General features: G+C 70.0%; 18 protein-coding genes. 14 read left to right on the top strand and 4 right to left on the bottom strand.

The features are described 5' to 3' along the window. Nucleotides 1-8: 8 nt before the first annotated feature. On the bottom strand, nt 9-1,310 hold the full coding sequence (locus BJY18_RS30550) for a lipase family protein (RefSeq protein WP_184783346.1): 1,302 nt from the start codon (nt 1,308-1,310) through the stop codon (nt 9-11). A gap of 430 nt (nt 1,311-1,740) precedes the next feature. On the opposite strand from BJY18_RS30550, the gene BJY18_RS30555 reads away from it, so the two are divergent. The 12 genes from BJY18_RS30555 to BJY18_RS37105 all read left to right on the top strand — a co-directional run bounded on the left by BJY18_RS30555 (nt 1,741) and on the right by BJY18_RS37105 (nt 14,842). After that, nucleotides 1,741-4,287 (top strand): beta-ketoacyl synthase N-terminal-like domain-containing protein, encoded by a 2,547-nt coding sequence (locus BJY18_RS30555; protein WP_312874011.1) that lies wholly within the window; start codon nt 1,741-1,743, stop codon nt 4,285-4,287. 118 nt (nt 4,288-4,405) lie between these two features. Beyond that, nucleotides 4,406-5,518, top strand: a complete 1,113-nt coding sequence (locus BJY18_RS30560) for a glycosyltransferase (protein WP_184783347.1) — start codon at nt 4,406-4,408, stop codon at nt 5,516-5,518. Between the two features lie 182 nt (nt 5,519-5,700). Further along, entirely contained in the window at nt 5,701-6,513 is an 813-nt protein-coding gene (locus BJY18_RS30565; protein ID WP_184783348.1) for an MlaE family ABC transporter permease, read from the top strand. After that, nucleotides 6,514-7,341 (top strand): MlaE family ABC transporter permease, encoded by an 828-nt coding sequence (locus tag BJY18_RS30570; RefSeq protein ID WP_184783349.1) that lies wholly within the window; start codon nt 6,514-6,516, stop codon nt 7,339-7,341. Continuing rightward, nucleotides 7,338-8,528: an MCE family protein gene (locus BJY18_RS30575; protein ID WP_184783350.1), complete on the top strand. Its 1,191-nt coding sequence runs from the start codon at nt 7,338-7,340 to the stop codon at nt 8,526-8,528. The genes BJY18_RS30570 and BJY18_RS30575 overlap by 4 nt, the downstream gene beginning before the upstream one ends. Then, nucleotides 8,525-9,541: an MCE family protein gene (locus BJY18_RS30580; RefSeq protein ID WP_184783351.1), complete on the top strand. Its 1,017-nt coding sequence runs from the start codon at nt 8,525-8,527 to the stop codon at nt 9,539-9,541. The genes BJY18_RS30575 and BJY18_RS30580 overlap by 4 nt, the downstream gene beginning before the upstream one ends. Beyond that, nucleotides 9,538-10,572 (top strand): MCE family protein, encoded by a 1,035-nt coding sequence (locus tag BJY18_RS30585; protein WP_184783352.1) that lies wholly within the window; start codon nt 9,538-9,540, stop codon nt 10,570-10,572. The genes BJY18_RS30580 and BJY18_RS30585 overlap by 4 nt, the downstream gene beginning before the upstream one ends. Beyond that, entirely contained in the window at nt 10,572-11,567 is a 996-nt protein-coding gene (locus BJY18_RS30590; protein ID WP_184783353.1) for an MCE family protein, read from the top strand. Before BJY18_RS30585 ends, BJY18_RS30590 begins: the two co-directional genes overlap by 1 nt. Next, the gene (locus BJY18_RS30595; RefSeq protein ID WP_184783354.1) at nt 11,564-12,535 is read left to right on the top strand and encodes an MCE family protein; all 972 of its coding nucleotides are present in this window, start codon (nt 11,564-11,566) and stop codon (nt 12,533-12,535) included. Before BJY18_RS30590 ends, BJY18_RS30595 begins: the two co-directional genes overlap by 4 nt. Then, nucleotides 12,535-13,638, top strand: coding sequence for an MCE family protein (locus BJY18_RS30600; protein WP_184783355.1), 1,104 nt, complete (start codon nt 12,535-12,537; stop codon nt 13,636-13,638). The genes BJY18_RS30595 and BJY18_RS30600 overlap by 1 nt, the downstream gene beginning before the upstream one ends. Beyond that, nucleotides 13,635-14,132: an Rv1363c family protein gene (locus tag BJY18_RS30605; protein WP_246459021.1), complete on the top strand. Its 498-nt coding sequence runs from the start codon at nt 13,635-13,637 to the stop codon at nt 14,130-14,132. The genes BJY18_RS30600 and BJY18_RS30605 overlap by 4 nt, the downstream gene beginning before the upstream one ends. Beyond that, nucleotides 14,129-14,842 carry a hypothetical protein gene (locus tag BJY18_RS37105; protein WP_246459022.1) on the top strand — a complete coding sequence of 238 codons (714 nt, stop codon included), beginning with the start codon at nt 14,129-14,131 and terminating at the stop codon, nt 14,840-14,842. Before BJY18_RS30605 ends, BJY18_RS37105 begins: the two co-directional genes overlap by 4 nt. 19 nt (nt 14,843-14,861) lie before the next feature. On the opposite strand, the gene BJY18_RS30615 is transcribed toward BJY18_RS37105, so the two are convergent. Both BJY18_RS30615 and BJY18_RS30620 read right to left on the bottom strand, forming a co-directional pair. After that, nucleotides 14,862-16,043 carry a PucR family transcriptional regulator gene (locus BJY18_RS30615; RefSeq protein WP_246460467.1) on the bottom strand — a complete coding sequence of 394 codons (1,182 nt, stop codon included), beginning with the start codon at nt 16,041-16,043 and terminating at the stop codon, nt 14,862-14,864. Nucleotides 16,044-17,500: 1,457 nt separating this feature from the next. Further along, entirely contained in the window at nt 17,501-18,703 is a 1,203-nt protein-coding gene (locus tag BJY18_RS30620) for a PucR family transcriptional regulator (RefSeq protein ID WP_184783356.1), read from the bottom strand. Nucleotides 18,704-18,869: 166 nt separating this feature from the next. Here BJY18_RS30620 and BJY18_RS37840 point away from each other — a divergent pair, with 166 nt between their 5' ends. Further along, nucleotides 18,870-20,045 (top strand): PucR-like N-terminal domain-containing protein, encoded by a 1,176-nt coding sequence (locus BJY18_RS37840; protein WP_312874012.1) that lies wholly within the window; start codon nt 18,870-18,872, stop codon nt 20,043-20,045. A gap of 178 nt (nt 20,046-20,223) precedes the next feature. Here BJY18_RS37840 and BJY18_RS30630 read toward each other — a convergent pair whose 3' ends face one another. Continuing rightward, on the bottom strand, nt 20,224-20,802 hold the full coding sequence (locus tag BJY18_RS30630) for a hypothetical protein (RefSeq protein ID WP_184783357.1): 579 nt from the start codon (nt 20,800-20,802) through the stop codon (nt 20,224-20,226). Between the two features lie 359 nt (nt 20,803-21,161). On the opposite strand from BJY18_RS30630, the gene BJY18_RS30635 reads away from it, so the two are divergent. After that, a complete protein-coding gene (locus BJY18_RS30635) occupies nt 21,162-22,427 on the top strand; it encodes a DUF6801 domain-containing protein (RefSeq protein WP_184783358.1) in 1,266 nt (421 codons plus the stop codon). The last annotated feature ends 101 nt before the right edge of the window (nt 22,428-22,528 follow it).

Consider the following 22,528-nt stretch of genomic DNA (forward strand, 5'->3'; position numbering starts at 1 on the left):
GAAAACGGTCAGCCGACCGGCTGCTCCGGCGCCAGCGAGTTGCCGGGTGCGATCTGCCCGCAGCTCGATGGTGCCGCTGTGCCGGCGAACCGGCCGCCGAGCCAGGAAATGGCCTCCGGGGCCCACGCCGCCAGCGCGGACGTGTGGCTCAGCGCGTCGTACTGGCTGTACTTGATCGAGGAGTTGCCCGTGTCGCAGTACTGCTGGGCGAGCGCGCGGACGTCACCGGCGACCATCACGCCGTCACCGCCGCCGATGCCTTCGCCACCTTCGGGCGTGCCCTCCAGCGCGCCGTTCGCGCCCTGTCCGATGAAGCCCGGAACCGACGGCGTCGGCGCGGAACCGAGGTTGACCTTGTTGACCGCCTCGACGTAGGGCAGCACGGAATTCGGATCGGAGTACTCCGGCTTGACGAGTTTCTGCCAATCGAGACCCGGATAGCGGCCCAGCGCCTGTGCGATGGACGCGTGCTCGATTTCGGAAAGCACCTTGAGCCCGTATTCACTGGCGTAGGGCTTCAGGTCGATGTCGAAACCGCGCGCCACGCCGACCAGCGCCATCGGCACGACCCCGGCCCACACCGGGCTGCCGCCGACGTATTCCAGGTTGTGCGCGGGATCGACGAGCACGCCGCCTTCGGCGAAGCCCACGAGTTTCCCGTTCACCTCCGGCGCGTAGCTCGGCGCGAGCGCCGCCGCCCAGCCGGTCGCGATAGCGCCACCCGAATAGCCGATCAGCCCGAACTCGGTGTCGGCGGTCAGCCCGGTGCCGTTCGCGTGTGTCGCGGCACGGATCGAGTCCAAAGTGGTCGTTCCGTATTCCGGGCCGGCGGCGAAGTCCGCGGTCTGCCCTTCGGTGTCCGGAATGACCACGTTGTAGCCGGCCAGCAAGGCCGGCGCGAGCACCAGCGATTCCACGTTCGGCAGGGCCGTGCCCAGGGAGACGTCACCGGCGATCGCGCGGGACGGGCCGTCCTCGGCACTGAGCGAATCGTAGGCCGACTGGTACGACAGGGCTTTGCTGCCGTTTCCGTCCGGACTGCGCACGACCGAGGTGACATTGGCGCTCGGCCGGCCCTGTGCGTCCGCGGTCCGGTAGAGCAGCTGGGTGGCCTGCACCGGCGACGGGATGCCGAAGACGTGGTAGCTCACCGTTCGCGTTTTCAGCACCGTGCCCGGCGCGTAGGACGACAGCGGGGCGCTGCCGTCGTAGCTGTAGAACGAATCGTCCGTCGCCGCGGCCGCGGGTGCGGCGACGGTCCCGGTGAGCACGACCGCGACGGCCAGTGCCCGGACAGTTTTCGTGATCATGACTCCCCTTCGAACCATGAAGTGGATCACACTGGCGGGTAACTTACCTGTCAGTAGGTTCGGGTGCAAGGGGCCATGGTTCCGAATCGAACCAGATCAGCCGCCCGCTAGTCCTCTTTGGACAGGCGTACGGCAGCCATCACGGCATTCGGCGGCTCGTGCCGGACCGATCGGGAACGATCACGGCCCGGCCCGCTCCGCGACTTCCGGGGTAGTTGTGATCCGTACGCGAAAAACGGTTCCCTTGCTTGGCGTATCGATGACAAAACTGCTGCTCGGCAGCGACCTGCTGGTGTGTTTTCCGGATCGTGACCCCTAGCATCGGTACCGCGGAAATGGGCTGCGGGAGGTCGCCGATGAGGGTGCTGGTTCCACCGCCGGAAAACACCTGTGGCCCGCCCGGCCCCGTGCGGCACGCGGCGTCGCTGTGGTGAGTCCGGGCGTCGCGATCGTCGGAATGGGAGTGCTGCTGCCCGGCGCCGGCACGATCGACCAGTACTGGCACAACCTCGAGAACGGCATCGACTCGATCACCGAAATCCCCGGGGAACGGCGGGGCCCGGGTTTTCCCGGGCCTGCCGGTGAAACACCGCATGGCGGATTCGTCGCCGGCAGCGTGGAATTGGCTCCCGTGGCTGCCGAGCTCCTGTCGTCCGCGGTGGACGGCACCGAACCCGGCCAGATCGCGGCGTTCGCCGTCGCGCACGCGGCGATCGACGATGCCGGCGGTCCCGGACGGCTCGGTGACCGGGAACGGGCCGGAATCGTGCTCGGCCGCGGCGGATACGTCTCGCCTGGCCTGCGGGCGTTCGACCAACGGGTACGCACGGTACGGGAAATCGCCGGCGCGGTCGCCGACCTCGTACCGTCGGCGGGGCCGGAGCTGCTGACCGAGGTGCGCGACGCGTTGCCGGCCCCGCCCCGGCAGCTCCGGCCGGAAACCGTTGCCGGCCTGGTGCCGAATCTCGCCGCGTCCCGGCTGGCGAACGCCTTCGACCTCGGTGGCCCTGCCTACACCGTGGACGGGGCGTGCGCTTCGTCCCTGCTGGCCGTGGACCACGCGGTCGGCGAACTCCTCCGCGGCCGCTGCGACGTGATGCTCGCCGGCGGGGTGCACCACAACCACGACGACACGTTGTGGTCGCTGTTGACACAGCTCGGCGCATTGTCGCCGAGCCGGCGGATCAGCCCGTTCTCCCGGCAGGCCGACGGCATGCTGCTCGGTGAGGGTGCCGCGATCGTGGTGCTCAAACGGCTGGCCGACGCACGACGCGACGGGGACCGGGTCTACGCGGTCATCCGCGGCACCGGTACGGCCGGCGGGTCGCCGGAGCCTTCGACCGCCGGGCAGATCCGGGCGTTGCGCCAGGCGTGGCACGGCGCGGACTCGGCGGAAATCGGCCTGCTGGAAGCACACGGCGCTGCCACTCCGGCCGGCGACGAGGCCGAACTGCGGACGCTCGCCGAGGTGTTCGGCCCGGCTTCGGGACCGCGCGCGATTCTCGGCTCGGTCAAATCGATGATCGGGCACACCATGTCGGCCGCGGGCGCGGCCGGACTGGTCAAGGCGGCGCTGGCGCTGTACCACGGGATCCTGCCGCCGACCCTGCACTGCAGCGATCCACATCCGCTTCTGGAACGGACCCGGTTCGAGATGCTGGAACAGGCGCGGCCGTGGGAGGGCCTGGCCCGGGTGGCGGCGGTGAACGCCTTCGGCTTCGGCGGGACCACCGCGCACGTGGTCCTGACCGGCGCCGATTGTGGACCGCGGCGGCGCGTGAGGGTCGCCGAGCCGGAGCGGGTGATGCGGCTGGCCGCGGATTCGCCGGAGGCCTTGCTGGCCCGGCTCAAGGATCCCGGCGAGCCGGGTACCGGGCGATGCCGGATCGGGATCGCCGGGCCGAGCCCGGATGCGTTGGCACTGGCCGGCAGGGTGATCGCCGAGGCGGGCCGGACGGGGAAGTCGTGGCACGGCACCGGGGGTATCTGGTGCAGTGTGGATCCGTTGCTGCCGCGCGGGCGTACGGTGTTCATCCACTCCGGACTGGAGGACGCTGACGAACCGCAGTGTTCCGACGTGGCAGGGTATTTCGGTCTTGACCGGCCACGGTGGACGGACACGACGGTACCCGCGCACGCGGCGAGTGTGACCGCGGTCGGAATCCTGCTGGGCAAAGCGTTGCGGCGCATCGGGGTACGGCCGGACGCGCTCGCCGGGCACAGCGTGGGCGAATGGACCGCGATGCAGGAGGCCGGCATGTGCTCCGGCGTGTCGATCGGCGAACTGGTCGGCCAGTACTGGCCGGAAGGCCTGGCACTGCCCGAAGTGGACTACCTGGTGCTCGGCTGCCCGGCGGGCCGGATCGCCGATCTGCTCCCGGCGGAGCTGGTGATCTCCCACGAGAACGCTCCACAGCAGACGGTGGTGTGCGGGCCGCCGGACACCGTCGCCGAGTTCGCCGCGTGCTGCCGGGAGGACGGGATCGTGGCCCGGATCCTGCCGTTCCGGTCCGGCTTCCACTCACCGTTCCTGCTGGCGCACCTGGATCCGTTCATCCGGCTGGTCCGGGGCCTGCGGCTCTCCCCGCCGAAGATCCCGGTCTGGTCGGCGACCACCGCACGGCCGTACCCGGCGAGCCCCGAGTCGGTGCGTGAGCTGTACCTGGCGCACCTGCTCGAGCCGATCCGGTTCCGGGACCTCGCCGAAGGACTGCACAACGCCGGGTTCCGCGCGTTCGTCCAGATCGGTGCCGGGCAGCTGGGTTCGTTCGTCTCCGCGACTTTGGCCGGAAAACGGCACCTGGTGGTCTCCGCCGCGTCGACCACGAGGCCCGGGATCACCCAGCTGCGGCGGGTCGCGACGGCACTGTGGACGGAGGGCGGCGATCCCGATTTCGCCGCGCTCGAACCGAGCCGTATCCGGCTCGACACCGGGCCGGTGCGGCTCGACCGGGCCAAGGACGGGAGCACGCCATGACGATCGATCGCGGTCCCGCAGGGCGTCGCCGGACCGCTGAGTGCACTGTGGACTCAACGGCCAAGGAGAACTCCTTCTGGACCCGGGCGAACGCCGGTCCGCGCCACCGGCAGACGGCATGAGATTTCTCTTCGTCGTACCACCGCTCGCCGGGCACGTCACGCCGCTGCGAGGAGTCGCCGCCGTCCTCACCGGACGTGGGCACGAGGTGCGGTGGTGCGGACCGGAGCCGGAGACGTCGTCGCTCGTCGGCGGGCCCGTGCACGCCGCGGGGGACTCGGCGACGTTCGTGATGAGCCGGTGCCCGTCCGGGCTACGCGGGATCGCGGCGCTCCGGTACCGCTGGAAGGACTACCTGATCCCGCTGGCCGACGCGATGATGCCGGGGGTGAGTGACGCGGTCGCGTGCCTCGGTCCGGACGTCGTGGTCGCCGACCAGCACACCTTCGCCGGTGCGGTGGCCGCGACGAGGTCCGGGGTGCCGTGGGTGACCTCGGCACCGACGTCCACCGAACTCGGCGACCCGCTCGCCGCGTTGCCGAAGATCGCGGGCTGGACCCGGGCATTGCAGGACGAGCTGTGTGCCCGGCACGGCATCGCGGCGCGGGATCTGCGGTTCTCGCCGGACCTGGTGTTGGCGTTCACCACTCCCGAGCTGGCAGGACCGCCTGCGGTGCCGGGCGTGCGGTACGTCGGTCCGGCACCACCGTCCTTTTCGGACCGCGAGTTCCCGTGGGAAAGGCTCGACGGCCGCCCGCTCGTGGTGGTGGCCTTGGGCGCGGACGTCGAGGAAGGAAAGCGGTTCCTGCGGGAGAGCGCGGCGGCACTGTCCGCGCTGCCGGTGCAGAGCCTTGTCGTGGACCCGACCGGAACGGTCGATGTCGACGGTGTCGTGGTCCGGCAGCGAATTCCGCGGCCGGAGGTGCTGAGCGGTGCGGCCGCGGTGGTCTGCCACGGCGGGCACACCACGGTGTGCGCCTCGTTGGCGGCCGGTCTGCCGCTCGTGGTCGCCCCGATCCGGGACGACCAGACGGTCCTCGCCGAACAGGTGGTGCGGGCCGGGACCGGCGTGCGGATCCGGTTCGACCAGGCCGGCGCCGAGGACATCCGTGCGGCGGTGACCGCGGTGTTGGAGCAACCGCGGTACCGGGCCGCGGCGGACCGGGTGCGCGGGTCGTTCCGGGCCTCGGACGGCGTGATCGGCGCGGCGGACGCACTCGAAGTCCGCTGACCGGACGGCGCGACCTGCGTCCGTTCGGCTGCGTCCCCGGATGACACTTTCTCCGCGTCCGCCGCTGGCGCGGATGACAAAGAACGTCCCCGGCAACGCGCATTCCTTGTCACGCCGGAGAAACGCTGGCTAACGTGACTCGACCGGCTCCCCGCGACGACGCGAAACGAGGAATGATCCGGATGTCCGCGTTCAGGCGATCAGGTGCGCTGCCGGCGCAGGCCGCGGCGCGGGCAGGCAACGGACTGCGTGAGTTCGGCCGGATGTGCTCGCTGGCGCTGGACGTGCTCGTGGCGATGGGCAGGCGGCCGTACCAGGTGCGGGAATTCGTCGTGCAGTTCTGGTTCATCGCGAGCGTGTCCATCACCCCGGCGATTCTCGTGTCCATTCCGTTCGGCGCGGTGATCTCCCTGCAGCTGGGCTCGCTGACCAGCCAGCTCGGCGCGGAGCAGTTCAACGGCGCGGCCGGGGTGCTCGTGGTGGTCCAGCAGGCGAGTCCGATCGTCACCACGCTCATCATCTCGGGTGCCGGGGGCAGCGCGATCTGCGCCGACCTCGGCGCCCGGACCATCCGGGAAGAGATCGACGCGATGGAGGTACTCGGCGTTTCGCCGGTCCAGCGCCTGCTCGTGCCCCGGGTGCAGGCCGCGGTGTGCGTTTCGGTACTGCTCAACGGACTGGTCAGCGTCGTGGGCGTGGTCGGTGGCTACTTCTTCACGGTGGTCGTGCAGGGCGGCACGCCGGGTGCGTACCTGGCCAGCTTCAACGCCCTCGCGCAGCTGCCGGACCTGATCATCAGCACGGTCAAGGCGGTGCTCTTCGGTTTCCTCGCCGGCGTGGTCGCCTCCTACCGCGGACTGAACCCGAAGGGCGGGCCGAAGGGGGTCGGCGACGTGGTCAACCAGTCGGTGGTGATCACGTTCCTGGTGTTGTTCTTCGTCAACACCGTGCTGACCGCGCTGTACCTGCAGCTGGTCCCGGCGAAGGGAACCTGAGTGAGCGACCTGCGCAGTGTTCTCGGCAAACCGGGGGACCGGCTGTTCGCGCTCGGCGACCAGCTGCTGTTCTACGTCCGCGCGCTCGCGGCGATCCCGATCACGCTCAGCCGGTATTTCCGCGAAGTGGTGCGGTTGCTGGCCGAGGTGACGTTCGGCAGCGGGGCGCTCGCGGTCATCGGCGGCACGGTCGGGGTCATGGTCGGGCTGTGTGTGTTCACCGGCGTGACCGTCGGGTTGCAGGGTTTCAGTGCGCTGAAACAGATCAACATCTCTGCGATGACCGGGTTCCTCACCGCGTTCTTCAACACCCGGGAAATCGCGCCGCTGGCCGCCGGGCTGGCGCTTTCGTCCACAGTGGGCAGTGGGTTCACCGCGCAGCTGGGTGCGATGCGGATCTCCGAGGAGATCGACGCGCTGGAGGTGATGGCCGTGCGCAGCATGCCGTACCTGGTCACCACCCGGATCGTGGCCGGGTTCGTCGCGATCATCCCGCTGTACGTGGTGGGCCTGCTCATCTCCTACCTCGGTTCCCGGGTCACCACGGTGCTGTTCTTCGGGCAGTCCGGCGGTACGTACGACCACTACTTCACGCTCTTCCTGCCACCACAGGACGTGCTGTGGTCCTTCGGGAAAGTCCTGGTGTTCAGCGTCGCGGTGATCCTCACGCACTGCTTCTACGGCTACCGCGCGAGCGGTGGACCGGCGGGCGTCGGCACCGCGGTCGGCCGCGCGGTGCGGACGTCGATCGTGCTGATCAGCGTGCTCGACCTGTTCTTGTCGCTGGCGATCTGGGGAGCGAACGTGACGGTGAAGGTGTCCGGATGAGCCGCCTCGGTACGCAGCTGGCGGGGGTCGCGTTCCTCTGCGTGCTCGTTCTGCTCGGCTGGCTCTCGGTGGCGATCTACGACCAGGACTTCTCCCGTGCCGACGTGGTGCGGCTGGAGACCGACCGGGTGGGCAGCCAGCTCACCGAATCGGCCGAGGTCAAGGTGCGTGGTGTGCCGTTCGGTGAGGTTCGCGCCATCCGCCGCACGGACGCCGGTGCCGAGCTCGACCTCGCCCTCGATCCGGCGAAGATCGCCGCGCTGCCGCGGAACGTGTCCGCTCGCCTGCTGCCCAAGACGTTGTTCGGCCAGCGCTACGTCGACCTCGTGTTTCCCCCGGTTCCGCAGGGTTCACTGGCTTCCGGGGACGTGATCACGCAGGATCGTTCCTCGGCGGCGATCGAAGTGGAACGAGTGCTCGGCGACCTGCTGCCGTTGCTGCGTGCGGTCCAGCCGCAGAAGCTCAACAGTTCACTGGGTGCGATTTCCGAGGCGCTGGACAACCGCGGCAAACCGCTCGGCGACAGCATCGTGCAGCTGCAGGATTTGCTCGCCGAGTTCAATCCCCTGCTGCCACAGGTGGAAGAGGACCTGAAAGGCCTGGCCGCCACCTCGGACGTCTACACCACGGCGGCTCCGGACATCCTGCACGCGCTGGCCGATTTGTCGACCACCGCCAAGACGGTCGTGGACAGCCAGGACGGTTTGCGGGAGTTGTTCGGCAGCGTCACTTCGGCGAGCGACAATCTCGGCGACTTCGTGCGCGAGAACAAGGAAAACCTGATCGGCGTGTCCGTGTCGAGCCGTCCGGCACTGCAGTTGCTGGCCACGTACTCGCCGGAGTTCCCGTGCCTGTTCGACACGGTGAACCGGCTGAAGCCGTTGATGGAGAAGGCACTCGGCGCGGGGACCGGTGAGCCGGGGCTGCACGTCGTGCTCTCGACGCAGGATCCGCGGGAGAAGTACGTGCCCGGGCGCGACACCCCGTCGTTCACCGCGTCCGGTGGTCCGCAGTGCTACGGCGCAGGCGGTGGCGGGGCCGCCGGATCCGCGCTCGGCCCGGCGAACTCGCCCGGTGAACGCGAGCTGGTCAGTGAACTGCTCCGGCCGCGGCTCGGGGAGGTGCCGGACTGGAGCAGCGTGCTGATCGGACCGGCGCTGCGGGGTACGGAGGTGACCGTCCGATGAGGAACGTCACGGGCCCTGCCGTCAAGGGGCTGCTGTTCTTCCTGGTGACCGCGCTGGCCACGGCGCTGCTCGCGATCACGATCGCCAACACCGGAACCGGCGACACCGTGCGGTATTCGGCGCGGTTCAGCGACGTGACCTCGGTCAACCCCGGCGACGAGGTACGGATGGCCGGGGTCCGGATCGGGCAGGTCGACGGCGTGCGCGTGGTCGAGCACCGGCTCGCGGAGGTGGACTTCTCGGTGGACCGGGCGCACCGCCCGACCGGCGCGAGTTCCGTCGCCATCCGCTACCGGAACCTCGTGGGCCAGCGGTACCTGTCGATCGATCCCGGTCCCGCGCCGTCCCCGGCCGCGCTACCCGACGGCGCGCGGATCCCCTTGGACCGGACCACGGCGGCGCTCGACCTCACCACTTTGTTCAACGGGTTCAAGCCACTCTTCCAGGCACTGTCGCCGAAGGACGTCAACCAGCTGTCGTTCGAGATCGTGCAGGTCCTGCAGGGCGAGGGCGGCACGGTGGAGAGCCTGCTGCAGCACACGGCTTCGCTCACCTCGACGCTGGCCGGCAAGGACCAGGTCATCGGCCAGGTGATCGGCAACCTGAACTCGGTGCTGGACACGGTCAACGCGCAGGGCGACCAGTTCGACGCGCTGGTGGACACCACCGCGCAGCTGGTGCACGGCCTCGCCGCGGACGCCGGGCCGATCGCGCGGGCGGTCGGCGGTCTCGGAGATTTGTCGACCGCGACCGCGAGCCTGCTCGAGCAGGGCCGGAAACCGCTGGCGGACAGCGTCACCGGCCTCGGCGAGCTGTCGGAGAACCTGGCCGACAACACGCCGGTCTTCCAGAAGTTCCTGGACAACCTGCCGACGAAGTTCGACCGCATCGGCACGCTGTTCTCCTACGGCTCGTGGGCGAACTTTTACCTCTGCGCGGTGAAGACCGACGCGAAACCCGCCCCGGGAGGCCCGCCGCCGGGAATCCCGGTGACCGCCGGGAGGTGCCGATGAGACTGAAGCTGCGCCGCGACGACGGTGCGCCCCGGATCAGGCCGTTCCGCTCCCGCAGCCCGATGAAGGTCGGCCTGGTGACCGCGTCCGTGCTACTCGTGCTCGGGCTGCTGACCTTCTTCTCCGACGACCTGCCGCTGGTCGGCGGCGGTACCACCTACCACGCGGAGTTCACCGAGGCGGCCGGCCTGCGCTCCGGCGACGAGGTGCGCGTCGCCGGGGTCAAGGTCGGCGAGGTCACCGCCGTGGACCTCGCCGGGGATCACGTGGACGTCGAGTTCCGCGTCCGCGACACGTGGGTGGGCAGCCGCAGCACCGCTTCGATCAAGATCAAGACGTTGCTGGGACAGAAGAACCTCGTGCTCGATCCGGTCGGGGACGGCGAACTCGATCCGGACCAGCAGATTCCGGTGTCCCGTACGCGTTCGCCGTATGACGTCACCGAGGTGTTCAACGACCTCGCGGGCACCGTGGGCGCCATCGACACCGACCAGCTGGCGAACGCCTTCCGGACGCTGTCGGACACGCTCGGTGCTTCGGCACCGCAAGACGTGCGTGCGGCTTTCACCGGCGTGGCCGCGCTGTCGAAGACGCTGGCGTCCCGGGACGACGAGCTGGTCAAGCTGTTCCACAACACGCAGGCGGTGTCCACCACGCTCGCGGATCGCTCGGACCAGATCCAGACCCTGATCCGGGACGGGAACACCCTGCTCGGCCAGTTGAACGCACGCAAGGAGGCGATCGGCAAGCTGTTCACCGGAATCCGGAGCCTGTCCACCCAGCTGTCCGGCCTGGTCGCGGACAACCAGAAGACTCTCGGCCCGGCACTCGACCAGCTCGACCGCGTCGCCGGGGTGCTGCAGCAGAACCAGGCGAAACTCGAGGACAGCCTGCGCCTGGCCGGGCCGTACTACCGGCTGCTGGGCAACGCGGTCGGCAACGGCCGCTGGATCGACACCTACCTGTGCGGCCTGATCCCGGCCGGAGGCGCGCCGGGCAGCTGTGTTCCGCCGAAGAACGGAGGACGCTGATGGCGCATCACGTCGAGGATCTCGGCGCCGAATCCCGAAGGCGCACGCTGCTGCGCCGGCTCGCCGCCGCAGTGGCCGTCGCGTTGCTGGTGTGCGCGATCTGGCCGCTGGTCACCACCCGCGCGGACCGGCTCCTCACCGCCTCCTTCGCCGCCACGGTCGGGATCTACCCGAACTCCGACGTCCGGGTGCTCGGGGTGGCGGTCGGCTCGGTGACCGAGGTGCGGCCGCAGGGCACCGCGGTCGAGGTGAGCATGAAGATCCGGCCCGATCTGCAGCTGCCCGCGAACGCGGGTGCCGTGGTGATCACGCCGAGCCTGGTCGCCGACCGCTACGTGCAGCTCACTCCCGCCTACACCGGCGGGCCGGAGATGACCGGTTCGGTGATCCCGCGGCAGCGGACCGCGACGCCGGTCGAGATCGACCAGCTGCTCGCGAGCCTCAACCAGCTGATGGGCGCGCTCGGGCCGGACGGGGCGAACAAGGACGGCGCGGTCAGCGACGTGCTGTCCCGGGGCGCGGAATACCTCGACGGCAACGGTAAAACCCTCGGCGAGGCGATCAAGAACCTCGGTGATCTCGCGCGCACCGCCGGCGATTCGAAGGACGATCTGTTCGGCACCGTGGATGACCTCGCGAAGTTCACCGGCATGCTGGCCGGCAACAACGAGCAGGTGAAACAGGCCGCCGGCAATCTCTCGTCGATCAGCAAGGTGCTCGCCGACCAGCGGGACCAGTTCTCCGGTGCCCTTGACGAGCTGACCCAGGCACTCGGGGTGGTCCAGCAGTTCGTCCGGGACAACCGCGGCAAGGTGCAGTCCAATGTGGACAAGCTGGCCGACGTGACGAAGGCCCTTTCGGACCAGAAGGAGTCGCTGTCGGAGGCGCTGACCGCGGCGCCGAACGCACTGACGAACCTGCTCGGCGCCTACGATCCCTCGACCGGGCTGCTGGACGGCCGGGGCAACCTCCTCGAGTTCCCGGAGCCGAAATGAACCGTGCGCTGAAATCCGCCGCCGTGCTCGCGCTGGTGCTCGGCGCGACCGGATGCGGCAGTGGCCTCAACGTCTACGACCTTCCGTTGCCAGGGGGCGCGCCGGTCGGCGACAACCCGATTCACCTGACCGCGAGTTTCACCAACGTGCTCGACCTCGTGCCGCAGTCCGCGGTCAAAGTGGACGATGTCGCGGTCGGGAAAGTGAGCGAAATAGAGCTCGCCTCGGACGGGCGCAGCGCGATCGTCGGCCTGACGCTGGATCACACGGTCGACCTCCCGGCCAACTCCGTGGCTCGCGTGCGGCAGGCGAGCATTCTCGGGGAGAAGTTCGTGGAGCTGGCACCGCCGCCGGACGCGACGCCGGCCGGAAAGCTGCGGGACGGCGCGGTGCTGCCGCTCGATACTTCCAGTCTCACGCCGGAGATCGAAGAAGTGTTCGGCGCGTTGTCGTTGCTGCTCAACGGCGGCGGCGTGGCCCAGGTGCAGAACATCAGCCACCAGCTCAACGAAGCACTCGGTGGCAAGGAGTCCGCCGCGCGCAGCCTGTTGTCGAGTTTGGACACTCTGACGACCGGGCTCGACAGACAGCGTGGCGAGATCACCCACGCGCTGGACAGCGTCAACAAGCTGGCCGGCACACTCAGTGCGCACCGCGAGGAGATCACCGTCACGCTGAACGATCTCACTCCCGGGATCAAGGTGCTCGACGAGCAGAAGCAGGCGCTGACCGGCATGCTCGACTCGCTCGACGGACTGACCTCGGTCGCCGTCGACACGGTCAACCGCAGCAAGGACGATCTCGTGGCCGACCTCAAAGCCCTCGCCCCGCTGCTGCACCGTCTCGCCGATGCGGGGGACCGGCTGCCGAAGGCGATGGAGATGCTGTTCACCTTCCCCTTCCCGGACGCCGCGCTCGACGCGATCCGCGGTGATTACCTCAACACGTTCGTGCGGAAGGGGAGCTGATGCTGTCGCGGGTCGTCCGGGTCCAGGTCGCGCTGTTCGGGGTGCTCGCGATCGGTGGCACCGCGTACGTCGGCGCGAGTTACGCGGGCCTGGACAAGCTCTTCCTCGACCGCGGGTACACCGTGGTCGCGCAGTTCCCCTCCGGCGGCGGCATTTTCAGCAACGCCGAGGTGACCTACCGCGGCGTTCCGGTCGGGCGGGTCGGTGATCTGCGGCTGACCGCAGGGGGAATGGAGGCGGACCTGAACCTCGATTCCGGTACCCCGGCGGTCCCCGCGGACACCCAGGCAGTGGTCGCGGACCGATCGGCGGTGGGCGAGCAGTACGTGGACCTGCGTCCGCGTACAGACGGCGGACCGGATCTGCACGACGGTTCGGTGATCACCGAGAAGGACACCGAGATCCCGTTGCGGGTGGACACCGTGCTGGCGACCACTGATTCCTTTGTGGAGTCGGTGCCGAAACCCGCGCTGCGCACGGTCGTCGACGAGCTCTACGACGCCACCTCCGGAGCGGGTCCGGCGCTGGACGATCTCGTCGGGAAGGGGATCGAGTTCGTCGAGACCGCGAGCGCGCACGTGGAGCCGTTGACGAATCTGGTCACCGACGCCACCACTGTCCTGGAAACCCAGGTGCAGCAAGCGGATGCGATCCGCAGCTTCGGCACGAACGCCGCGCAGGTGGCTGCCGCGCTGAAGCAGGCCGACGGCGACGTGCGTGCGTTGATCCCCGTCGTGCCCGATGCGGTGAACGAGGTCAACACCCTGATCCGGGACTCGGGTCCACGGCTCGGCGTGCTGCTGGCGAATCTGCTGACCACGTCGCAGGTTCTGGAAAGCAGGCAGGACGGCGTGCGGCAGCTGCTCGTCACGGCGCCGAAGGCGGTGCAGGCCGCCAGTTCGGTGATCCGGCCCGACGGGGCGCACGTCGGCCTGGCGTTGAACTTCTTCGATCCGTTGCCCTGCACAACCGGATACACCACGACCTACCGCAATGGCCTCGACACCTCGACGCGGCCGTTGAACACCTCCGCTGAATGCGCCTTGCCGAAGGGTGACCCGACGAACGTGCGCGGTTCGCAGAACGCACCGGGAGGCCGATGATGAAGATCGTGGTCGCCGCGGTGGCCGTCACCGCTGTCGCTGCTGCCTGGGGAGGGTTCGACTGGTGGCAGGCGGCACACGACGACGGGGTAGCGCGTGCGAGTTTCCGCGACTCGGCGTTGCAGGACGGGCGAAGTGCGATCGCCGGACTGACCACAGTGGACTACCGGAAGGCCGACACGGAGTACCAGCACTGGCTCACCCTCAGCGGTGGGCGGCTGCATGACGACCTGGCCAAGGGACAGAAAGACAATCTCGCCCGCATCGCACAGTCGAAAACCGTCACCACGGGTACGGTCACCGACGCCGCGGTGACCCGAGTGGATACCGGCGGCGGGACGGTCGAGCTGATCGCGTCGGTGGAGCTGTCGGTGACGCCGGACGGTGCGGAGGCCGTCCTGAAGCACAACCGGTACCAGGCGGAGCTGGCTCGTTGTGCCGATGGCTGGCAGGTGACCGGCCTCGGGCAGCTCCCGGTGGAGGGAACGCGATGACGAGGATGACCGTGCAGCCGAAGAAGACGGGCGCCCGCAGAGTGCCCAGGGTCGCCGGACGGGCGCGGCTCGGTACGGCCGTCGAGTCTCCGGCCGGGAAAGAGCCGTCGGAGCCGGGAATCGAGCACGAGTCCGCAGCGGTGGAGCGCGACGCCGTGGTGACCGCAGACGATCCCGTAGCCGTTGCTGAGACGGAGGAAACGTTCCCGTCGAAGAAGCGTCGCGTCAGGTGGCTCGGTGGGGCAGCAGCGGTCGTGCTCGCCGGGACCGCAGCGTGGGGTTTCGTTGCCGCGCACGAAGTCCGTGCGGCGGCCTCGGAGAATGCTGCGCTGGTCGACACTGCGACGACCAGCGACGTGGCGAAAGCGGTCAGCGATGCGCTCGGCACAGTTTTTTCGTACCGCTACGACGATCCCGGCCACAGCCAGCAGGCTGCGGAGGCCGTGCTGAGCGGTGCGGCGCGGGGACAGTACGAGAAGCTGTTCGGGGAGGTGCGTCAGCTCGCCGTGCAGCAGAAGCTCGTGGTCACGTCCCGTGCGGTGGCTTCCGGGGTGAAGCTTCTCGACGGCGAGCACGCGGCCGTGCTGGTGTTCCTCGACCAGACCGGCGTCCGGGGCGACGGGAGCCGCAGCACGGGTGCCGCGCAACTGAGTGTCACCGCGCAGCGCGAATCGGGGAAGTGGCTGGTCACCGGGATGTCCGCGGTCTGAGCGCCCTGCCGCGCGCCGGTCAGGAGCTGAGCAGGGCTTCCGCGCGCAGCGCGATCTCCAGGTCGAGCCGGTCGTCGGGGTTGTCGAGGCGGGCGCCGAACAGGTCCACGATCTGGCGCATGCGGTAGCGGACCGTCTGCGGGTGCACGCCCAGCCGTTTGCCGATCTCCGGGGCGCTGCCACCACGGGTCTGCAGCCAGACCAGCAGGGTTTCGCCGAGGCGGGCACGTTGTTTCGGGGTCAGGCCGGCCAGCGGCTCGAGACTGCGGGCACACAGCTCGCGGATGAGGAACTCGTCGGCGAGCAGCCACAGCGTGGACAGGTGATCGGTGCACCGCGTCACCTGCGCGTCCGGCAGAATGCCGCGCTGGACCAGGCGCAACGTGCGCTGGGCCCACACGAGCGAACGGGACGCGTCGGCCGTCCGCACGGTCGGCCCGACGACCATCCGGCGGCCGGGGAAGACCGCGGCGAGGTCGCGCAGGTCGCGCCGCGGATCACCGGTCACCAGGCAGGGCTCGTCGCCGTCGAGGACGGTCAGCACCTCCGGGTGCAGGTCGGGCGGAATGTCCGGCGCGCGGCCGGGCCGCGGCTCGAGCGCGACGACGGTCACCTCCGCGGGCAGGGTCCACTCCGCCGTCTCGGCCTGGGCGGCGACCGCTCCGGGCGCCGGCGAGGGATCGGACAGCAGCAGCTCCACCAGCCGGCGGCGACGGCGCACCCGGGTGCCCGCCGCCCGTGCGCGCGCGGACGTGTAGCCCTCGATGGACAGCGCGGAGATTTCGTTGACGTAGGCGAACACCGCTTCCGCGCCGGTGCACAGCGCTTCGGTGGACATCCCGGTCGCCCTGGCGAAATCGGAGATGTGCTGCCACGCGACCTGCCCGCCGACGCGGTAGGCGGTCTGCAGGCAGTCCAGGCTGCGGCCCTCCTGGAACTCGATCTTTCCGAGATTGCGGAACACCGCCGCCCACGCGTCGACCGGCACCGCGGCGGGCACCGTCGCACCGACGCTTTCGAGACACTGCAGTACCGACTGCCGGACACCCTGCGTGATCACCCGCCCGAACCCGCCCTCGAGCGGACGCCGGTACTCCGGCACCGCGCGCTGGACCTCGCGCAGGATTGCTCTGGCGAGCGGGTTGACCCGCGGTGTGAACCGGATCGCCAGGTCGCGCGGCAACGAGGCCCACAACCGCATGGCGTCCTGACCCGGATCGTCCGGGGACCGCCGCGGCAGCGGTGGGACCGCGGCGGCCGGAGGAGGCACCGCACCCCACTGTTGCGTCGGTGCGGCGGGCAGCGAGGACGGGGTCATGGGCACGGCGGCTGATCGCTCCAAGGGGGTCGGCGAAGCAACGGCGGGGACTGTCCCGGTGGACACCCCGGATGACGCGGTGGAACCTCGCCCGCCGGTCATGGCGGTGAGCCGCCACCGAACCGCGCGGTGGCCTTGGCCGGGGTCTTGGCCGGGGATGAGTTTGGGGCGGGCGTCGGGCGGGGCATCGGGGTCACGTCCGCGGCCCGGCGAGGCGAGGGGAACGTGCGGGGCTCCCGGGCCGAGCCGAGTGCGGGCGTCGGGTCGGGCGCGGGTGCAGGACCGAGTGGCAGGGCTGGGTGGGGCGTGGGGTCCGGGCGAGTCGGCATGCTCGGCGGGGGTGCCAAGAGCGGGTGGGGCGCCGGGGTTGCGTCCGTAAGCGTGTCCGGGGCCGGCGCCGGGCCGAGTGTCAGCGCTTGGCCGAGCGGCACGGCCGGGCCGGGCGCCGGGGCCGGGCGGAGGACCACGGCCGGGCGGGGTGCCGGGGCCGGGTCGGTGGGTAGGGGCACGGGCGGGGTTGAGGGCAGGGGTGCGAGCCGGGTCGAGGGCCGGACAGTGGGCGTGGACGGGTGGCGGCCGGATCCCTGCCTGGGCCGGCCGGTTCGGGGGAGACCGGTGTCCGCATCCGTCATGGCTACTGTCCTCGCTGGCAACAAAACCGGCCGTGGATTCGGGCCGGGCGATCCGGATTTTGTAGCCTGCGAAACATAAATTCGCGGTTACCGCACTGTCAACCAGATCTGGGGGCGGATGACGTCCCCCGTACGGACTACACTCGAACGGGTGGACCGGGTTGATCCAGAGTGACATTTCCCCGGCGCGAACCTGGTGCGGAAATGACAACTTTCGCGTCGGCCGACAGGGCCGCGGGGAGTGGGGCAAGCCAGGTTTCCGCGGAAAAGCGTGACGGCGCCCCGTCAAGTGTCACATGCGACCGCGTGTCGCACCCGCCGGGGCGGGTCCGATCGCGTGCCGGACACAGTCGCGGCGCGCGAGGCGAAGTCCGCCCCTCGTCCCAGGAGCCAGGGGCGATGCTCGACGGCCGGGACTGGCCGATCACGCACGATCTAGGAGGAGAGTGGACGTCCAGCGTCATCGACGGCTCTGGCGTAGGAGAGTGGCCATCCAACGTCATCGACGGCTCCGGCGTAGGGAGTGGCCATCCAGCGTCGCCGACAGCCGGCTCAGAGAGCGGCCATCCAGTGTCCATGGCCAGGGCGGAGAGTGACCGCCCAGAGCCATCGGCGGCCATTCTCCGCCGGCATTCCCGTCGCGTGTGAAGGCAATTCGCGGAATGCGTGCGCCGAGCCAGGAAAGCGGGAGGGGGAAACCCGCGCGAATCAGCGGTCGTCCGGAGTGCGTTGTGCCTGCATCAGCCGCTGGGCACGCAGGGCGAGCTGGATGCCGAGCCGGTCGTCCGCGTCACGCAGCCGGTCGCCGAACAGTTTCTCCAGCTGCCGGAGCCGGTTGCGCACGGTGTGCGGGTGCACGCCGAGCTGCTGGGCGATCTCCGGGGCGCTGCCGCGGGATTCGAGCCACACCAGCAGGGTCTCGCTGAGCCGTTCCCGCTGTTTCTCGCCCAGTGAGGCGAACGGGTCGAGGCTGCGCCGGGCCAGTTCGGCGGCGAGGAAGTCCTCGGCGAGCAGCCACAGCACGGCGAGGTGGTCCCGGCACCAGATGATCGGCCCGGGCACTTCCGCGGTGGACAGCCGCAACGCCCGGCGCGCGGTGCGCAGCGCGGCCGGCGCGTCGGCGAGCGGGACCACCGGCGACACCGCCGCGCGCCAGCCGGCCAGCCGGTCCGCCAGTGGCGGCAAATCCGCGTCCGGATCGCGGGTGAGCAGATGCGGCTCGGGTGCCTCGAGGTGCGCGAGCACGCCGTCGCCGAGCAGCTCGGCCGGGAAGTCCGCCGCATCCTCCCCGCGCTCGAGGGCTACCAGCGCCGCGGTCTCCGGCAACGTCCAGCCGGCCCCGCCGGCGAGCTCGGCGATGCTGCTCGCGGCACCCTCCGGGGCCGACGTGATGAGCTCCAGCAGGCGTCTGCGGCGGACCGGCACGGTGCCCTCCGCGTCGGACTGCGCCGACTGGTACCCCTCGATCGCGGTGGCGCACAGCTCGTCCACGTAGGCGAAAATCCCCTCGGCGGCGGTGGACACGATGCCCGGGTCGACGCCCGCGGCGACCACCGCCGGGTGCATCGAGCGCCACGCCACCCGCGCACCGATGGTGGCGCTGTCCTGCAACGCGTCGAGATTACGTCCTTCGAGGAACTCGATCCGCCCGCGGCGGCGGTAGAATTCGACCCAGTGTCCGTGCGGTTGTTCGGGCGTGCCGACGGAATCGACGCAGTGCTGCACCGCGTACTCCACGCTCTGCACGAGTACCTTTCCGAAAATTCCTCGCAATGGCTGACCATACGCGGGAACCGTGTTCCGGACCTCGCCGATCATCGCCGCCACGGTGTGGTCGATGTGCGGGCGCATGGCGCTGCCGAAGGAACGCGGCAATGCCGCCAGCAGCCGGAAACTGCGGTACTCGACCACGAAAACCTTCCCTTCGGCGACGATGCGGGTCCGAGCCTATCCGAGTGCGCGGTCCCGGCGCGCGCGATTGTCAGCCGCGTGCGGGGTTTTGACGCGGAACGGGAGACCTCCTACGCTGCCGGGACAGCGCCAGTTCACGGCGCGCTTTGCCGAGTGGGGAGCGGTCGTGTCAGCTTTTTCCGTGTGGTCGAAGCTTCCCCACGAACTCGCCGAGGTGGTGCGGCCCCGGGTCGTCCGGATCGCGCACGACTGCGTGGCCGGTATCGCGCGGGAAGTCCCGGAATACTCCGGGAAGCTGGTCGGTGAGGCGGAACGGGCGGCCGCCGTCGAGGTCAGCCGCCGGGCACTCGAACGGGACCTCGGCCGGGTCGGCACGGCCGAGACGTGGCACGCCGAACGCCTCGCCGAATGCCGCGCCCGCGGCCGCCGCGCGTTCCACCAGGGGCTGAGCCGGGAGGCCGCGCAGGCCGCGGTGCGGGTCGGCAACCGGGTCGCCTGGCGCCGGATCTCCGACCTCGCCCGTGAACACGGATTCTCCGGCGACGTGCTGTTTCTGCTGGCCGAGGGCATGTTCTCGGACGTGGAGACGTCGATGACCGCGGTCGTCGAGGGCTACACCGCGGCCGAGCTGGCCGCGGCCGGGGACGGCAAGCGTTACCGTGCGTTGCTGCGTGCGCTCCTCGACGGCCGTGCGCCCGCCGACGTGGACGGCCTGGCCGCGGCCGCCGGGCTGGTGCTGCCCGAGCGCGCGGCCGCGGTGGCGTTCCGGGCCGGCCCGGACGCGCCGGCGTTTCCCGCGGACCTCGTCCCCGAGCACGTGCTGGCCGATCCGGACCGGCAGGCGCCCGCGTTGCTCAGCGCCGACCCGGAGAGTGATCTGTCCGGGCTCGAACGGCTGCCGGCCGGGTGGGTCGCCGCTGTCGGACCGTATGTGTCCTTCGCCGACGCGGCGGAGTCCTACCGGGTCGCGGTGCGGGCCGCCGAGCTCGCCGAACGGGGTCTGCTCGGCAGCGTCGGGCAGGTCGTGTGGTGCCGTGAGCACGTCACGAAGCTGCTTCTGCTGGCCGACGAGTTCCTGGTCAGCCAGCTCGCCGAGAAGACGCTCGCGCCGCTGGCCGCGGTGCGCGGGGTCCGGCGGGTGCAGCTGGCCGAGACGTTGCTGGCGCTGGTGCGCACGCGCGGCAGCGCCCCCGAACTCGGCCGGATACTGGATCTGCATCCGCAGACGGTGCGTGGACGGCTGAAGAAGCTCGGCGAGCTGTTCGGCGACCGGCTGGACGATCCGGACGAACGGCTGCGGCTGGAGCTGTCCCTGCTCGCGGAAAAGGCACTGTCGGACTGAACGACGTCGTCAACAGTCAGTTGTTGCGGGTCTGACGGACCGCGCGTCAGCCGCGGGTACGGCTGGTCGAAGGCGAGCATGCCTGTCCGCTCGGCGGATGCGTCAGCCGCGGGTACGGCTGGTCGAAGGTGAGCACGCCTGTCCGCCCAGCGGATGCATCACCCGCGCCGCGGCCGCTTCACTGCTTGCCCCCGTAGGCCTGACGGCACACCGGGGACTCCTCGAACGCCAGCCGCAGCTCGGGGCTGGTCTTGAGGTCCTTGATCGGTCCGTCCGGATCGGACAGTCCGCTCATCGTGCGGTCCGCCTGTGACACCGCCTGGCGCAGGCCTGCCTGGTCGGTCACCTTCGCCTGCGCGAGCTGCGTGCGCGCCTGGGCGAGTTTGCCGCGGGTGTCGCGCAGGGTGCCGAGTGCCTTGTCCACTGTGGATTGACCGTCCGGCACCGGGGGCGCGCCGGCCTCGCGGATGCTGTGGTCCATGCCCTCGAGTGCGGAGCCCAGCCGGTCGAGAAATCCGACCATGGCGTCCTTCGCCGGTGCCGGCGCGCTCCCGTTCAGCGCGGGCGGCGCGCCGAGTTTCGCCGATCCGGCGGCGACCCCGGTGCACACCTGATCGGCCCAGTGCAGGGCGGCCTGATCGGCGTGCCTGCCCTGGTTCGCCGGTGCCGGTGCGCCGCAGGCGAGCACCGCGCCCGGGAGGCAGGACAGGATCGCGGCGACCGCGACGGCGCGCACCGCACTGGGCAAACGGGTCATGGTTCGCGACGCTAGGCGCGCGATTCCGCACCGGGCAAGCAAAGCCTGTTCCGAACTCGGCAGTTGCCATCCGGGTACGGGGTGGAATCGCGATTCTTGTCACCGGCGCACAGCGCCGGAGCAGGCCACTGGTCCGGCGCTGTCAGGAATCCCGGCCCACGGGGTGCACCGGGGTGACAAGTTTCGCCCCGGCGTCGAACCGGACGTCCGGGAGGTATTGAACCGGCGGATCCACGTGGTTACTTTTTTGTTCGGCAGCATTCGCTTCCGAACCTACCTTCGTGGATTCACCCGCGTTTTTCCGCCGGGGAAAAGCGGGTGCCGTACGTATCATCGCCGATACCCGGGAAGGACCCATTGTGAAGCATCCCAGAAGTAAGACGGCCATGGCGGCCGCCGCGACCGGTGTGCTCGGCCTGGTCGCCGCCTCGCTCGTCGCCGGAGCGCAGACCAGTTTCGCGGACCCGGTCTCGCTGAGCCTGAACTACCACTGCACTCTCCCGCTGGTGGGTTCGCAGCCGCTGAAGGTGGTGATCAACACCGATCTGCCGGCCTCCGTCCCGACCGGCGAGCCGACCGGCGCGTTCGACATCCAGGCCGTCGCCACCATCAACGCGGACACCGTGGCCGGGCTCAGCCTGATCGGTGCCACGACGATCGAAGGCCAGGCGATCGCGCAGGCCGCGGTGGCCGCACCCGGGATCGACCTGCCGGTCAGCGTGCCCACCGACGTGCCGAAAACCGACATCCCGGCCTCCGGCGAGCTCGACGTGAACGCGACCGGCAGCACGCCGTCGCTGACCTTCGACACGGCGGGCCAGGCGCAGATCACCGTGGGCGACCTGGAGCTGGTGGTCACCCCGCGCAAGGCCGACGGATCGGTCACCGGGATCACCCCGGACGGCACGATCGACGCGCCGTGCACCCAGGACGAGGGCCAGGACAACACGCTGGCCACGTTCGACATCACCGACGGCAGCGCCGCGCCGCAAGCCGTGTCGGAGGAGGCCGCTGTCTCGGACAAGGCCGTCAGCGACAGGGCCGTCGCCGACAAGGCCGTGGTGGACAAGGCCGTCACCGACAAGACGGTCGCGGACGAGCGCTCGGTGTCCCCGAAGGACACGATCAAGTACTCCTTCGCCATCGACGGCAGCACCACGTTGAAGGCGCTCGGCAGCACCGCGCCGATCAAGGGCAGCTTCGACGCCGACGTGGACCTGGCGGGAAAGAAGTTCACGGGTGACCTGAAGGTCGACCCGACGCACACCGACTTCAAGCTGATGGGCTTCCTCGAGGGCAGCGCGGATGTGCAGGTGACCGAGAACGGGCAGCAGAGCGGCACGTTGGAGGGCACCGGGTTCACCACGGACATCTCCTTCAGCACGTTCCTGACCACGGTCAACCTCTACGGCATCCCGGTCAGCACGGACCCGAAGTGCGGCACCACCGAGACCTCCACCGCCTCGATGGTCACCGGTCCGGACTTCGACCTGCTCACCGGCGGGCAGCTGACCGGCAGCTACGCGTTGTCGGACTTCGCGAACTGCGGTGCGTTCAACGACATCATCAGCGGCTTCGCCAAGAGCGACGGCAACACGATGGATCTCAACCTCACCAAGCAGTGACCCACCCGGCCGGCCCCTGTCGCACCGCGGCGGGGGCCGGTTCCGACCCGGCCGAGGCTCGGCGGTCGAGCGAAAACCACGCGAATACCGTCTTGTGCGCG

The sequence above is a fragment of the Amycolatopsis jiangsuensis genome, assembly GCF_014204865.1.
GTDB classification, from domain to species: domain Bacteria; phylum Actinomycetota; class Actinomycetes; order Mycobacteriales; family Pseudonocardiaceae; genus Amycolatopsis; species Amycolatopsis jiangsuensis.

Excerpts from the sequence above, each read along its gene's own strand:
- BJY18_RS30550 (WP_184783346.1), bottom strand. The coding sequence starts at position 1,310 with ATGATCACGAAAACTGTCCGGGCACTGGCCGTCGCGGTCGTGCTCACC.
- BJY18_RS30560 (WP_184783347.1), top strand. The coding sequence starts at position 4,406 with ATGAGATTTCTCTTCGTCGTACCACCGCTCGCCGGGCACGTCACGCCG.
- BJY18_RS30565 (WP_184783348.1), top strand. The coding sequence starts at position 5,701 with ATGTCCGCGTTCAGGCGATCAGGTGCGCTGCCGGCGCAGGCCGCGGCG.
- BJY18_RS30575 (WP_184783350.1), top strand. The coding sequence starts at position 7,338 with ATGAGCCGCCTCGGTACGCAGCTGGCGGGGGTCGCGTTCCTCTGCGTG.
- BJY18_RS30580 (WP_184783351.1), top strand. The coding sequence starts at position 8,525 with ATGAGGAACGTCACGGGCCCTGCCGTCAAGGGGCTGCTGTTCTTCCTG.
- BJY18_RS30585 (WP_184783352.1), top strand. The coding sequence starts at position 9,538 with ATGAGACTGAAGCTGCGCCGCGACGACGGTGCGCCCCGGATCAGGCCG.
- BJY18_RS30590 (WP_184783353.1), top strand. The coding sequence starts at position 10,572 with ATGGCGCATCACGTCGAGGATCTCGGCGCCGAATCCCGAAGGCGCACG.
- BJY18_RS30595 (WP_184783354.1), top strand. The coding sequence starts at position 11,564 with ATGAACCGTGCGCTGAAATCCGCCGCCGTGCTCGCGCTGGTGCTCGGC.
- BJY18_RS30600 (WP_184783355.1), top strand. The coding sequence starts at position 12,535 with ATGCTGTCGCGGGTCGTCCGGGTCCAGGTCGCGCTGTTCGGGGTGCTC.
- BJY18_RS30605 (WP_246459021.1), top strand. The coding sequence starts at position 13,635 with ATGATGAAGATCGTGGTCGCCGCGGTGGCCGTCACCGCTGTCGCTGCT.
- BJY18_RS37105 (WP_246459022.1), top strand. The coding sequence starts at position 14,129 with ATGACGAGGATGACCGTGCAGCCGAAGAAGACGGGCGCCCGCAGAGTG.
- BJY18_RS30615 (WP_246460467.1), bottom strand. The coding sequence starts at position 16,043 with ATGCGGTTGTGGGCCTCGTTGCCGCGCGACCTGGCGATCCGGTTCACA.
- BJY18_RS30630 (WP_184783357.1), bottom strand. The coding sequence starts at position 20,802 with ATGACCCGTTTGCCCAGTGCGGTGCGCGCCGTCGCGGTCGCCGCGATC.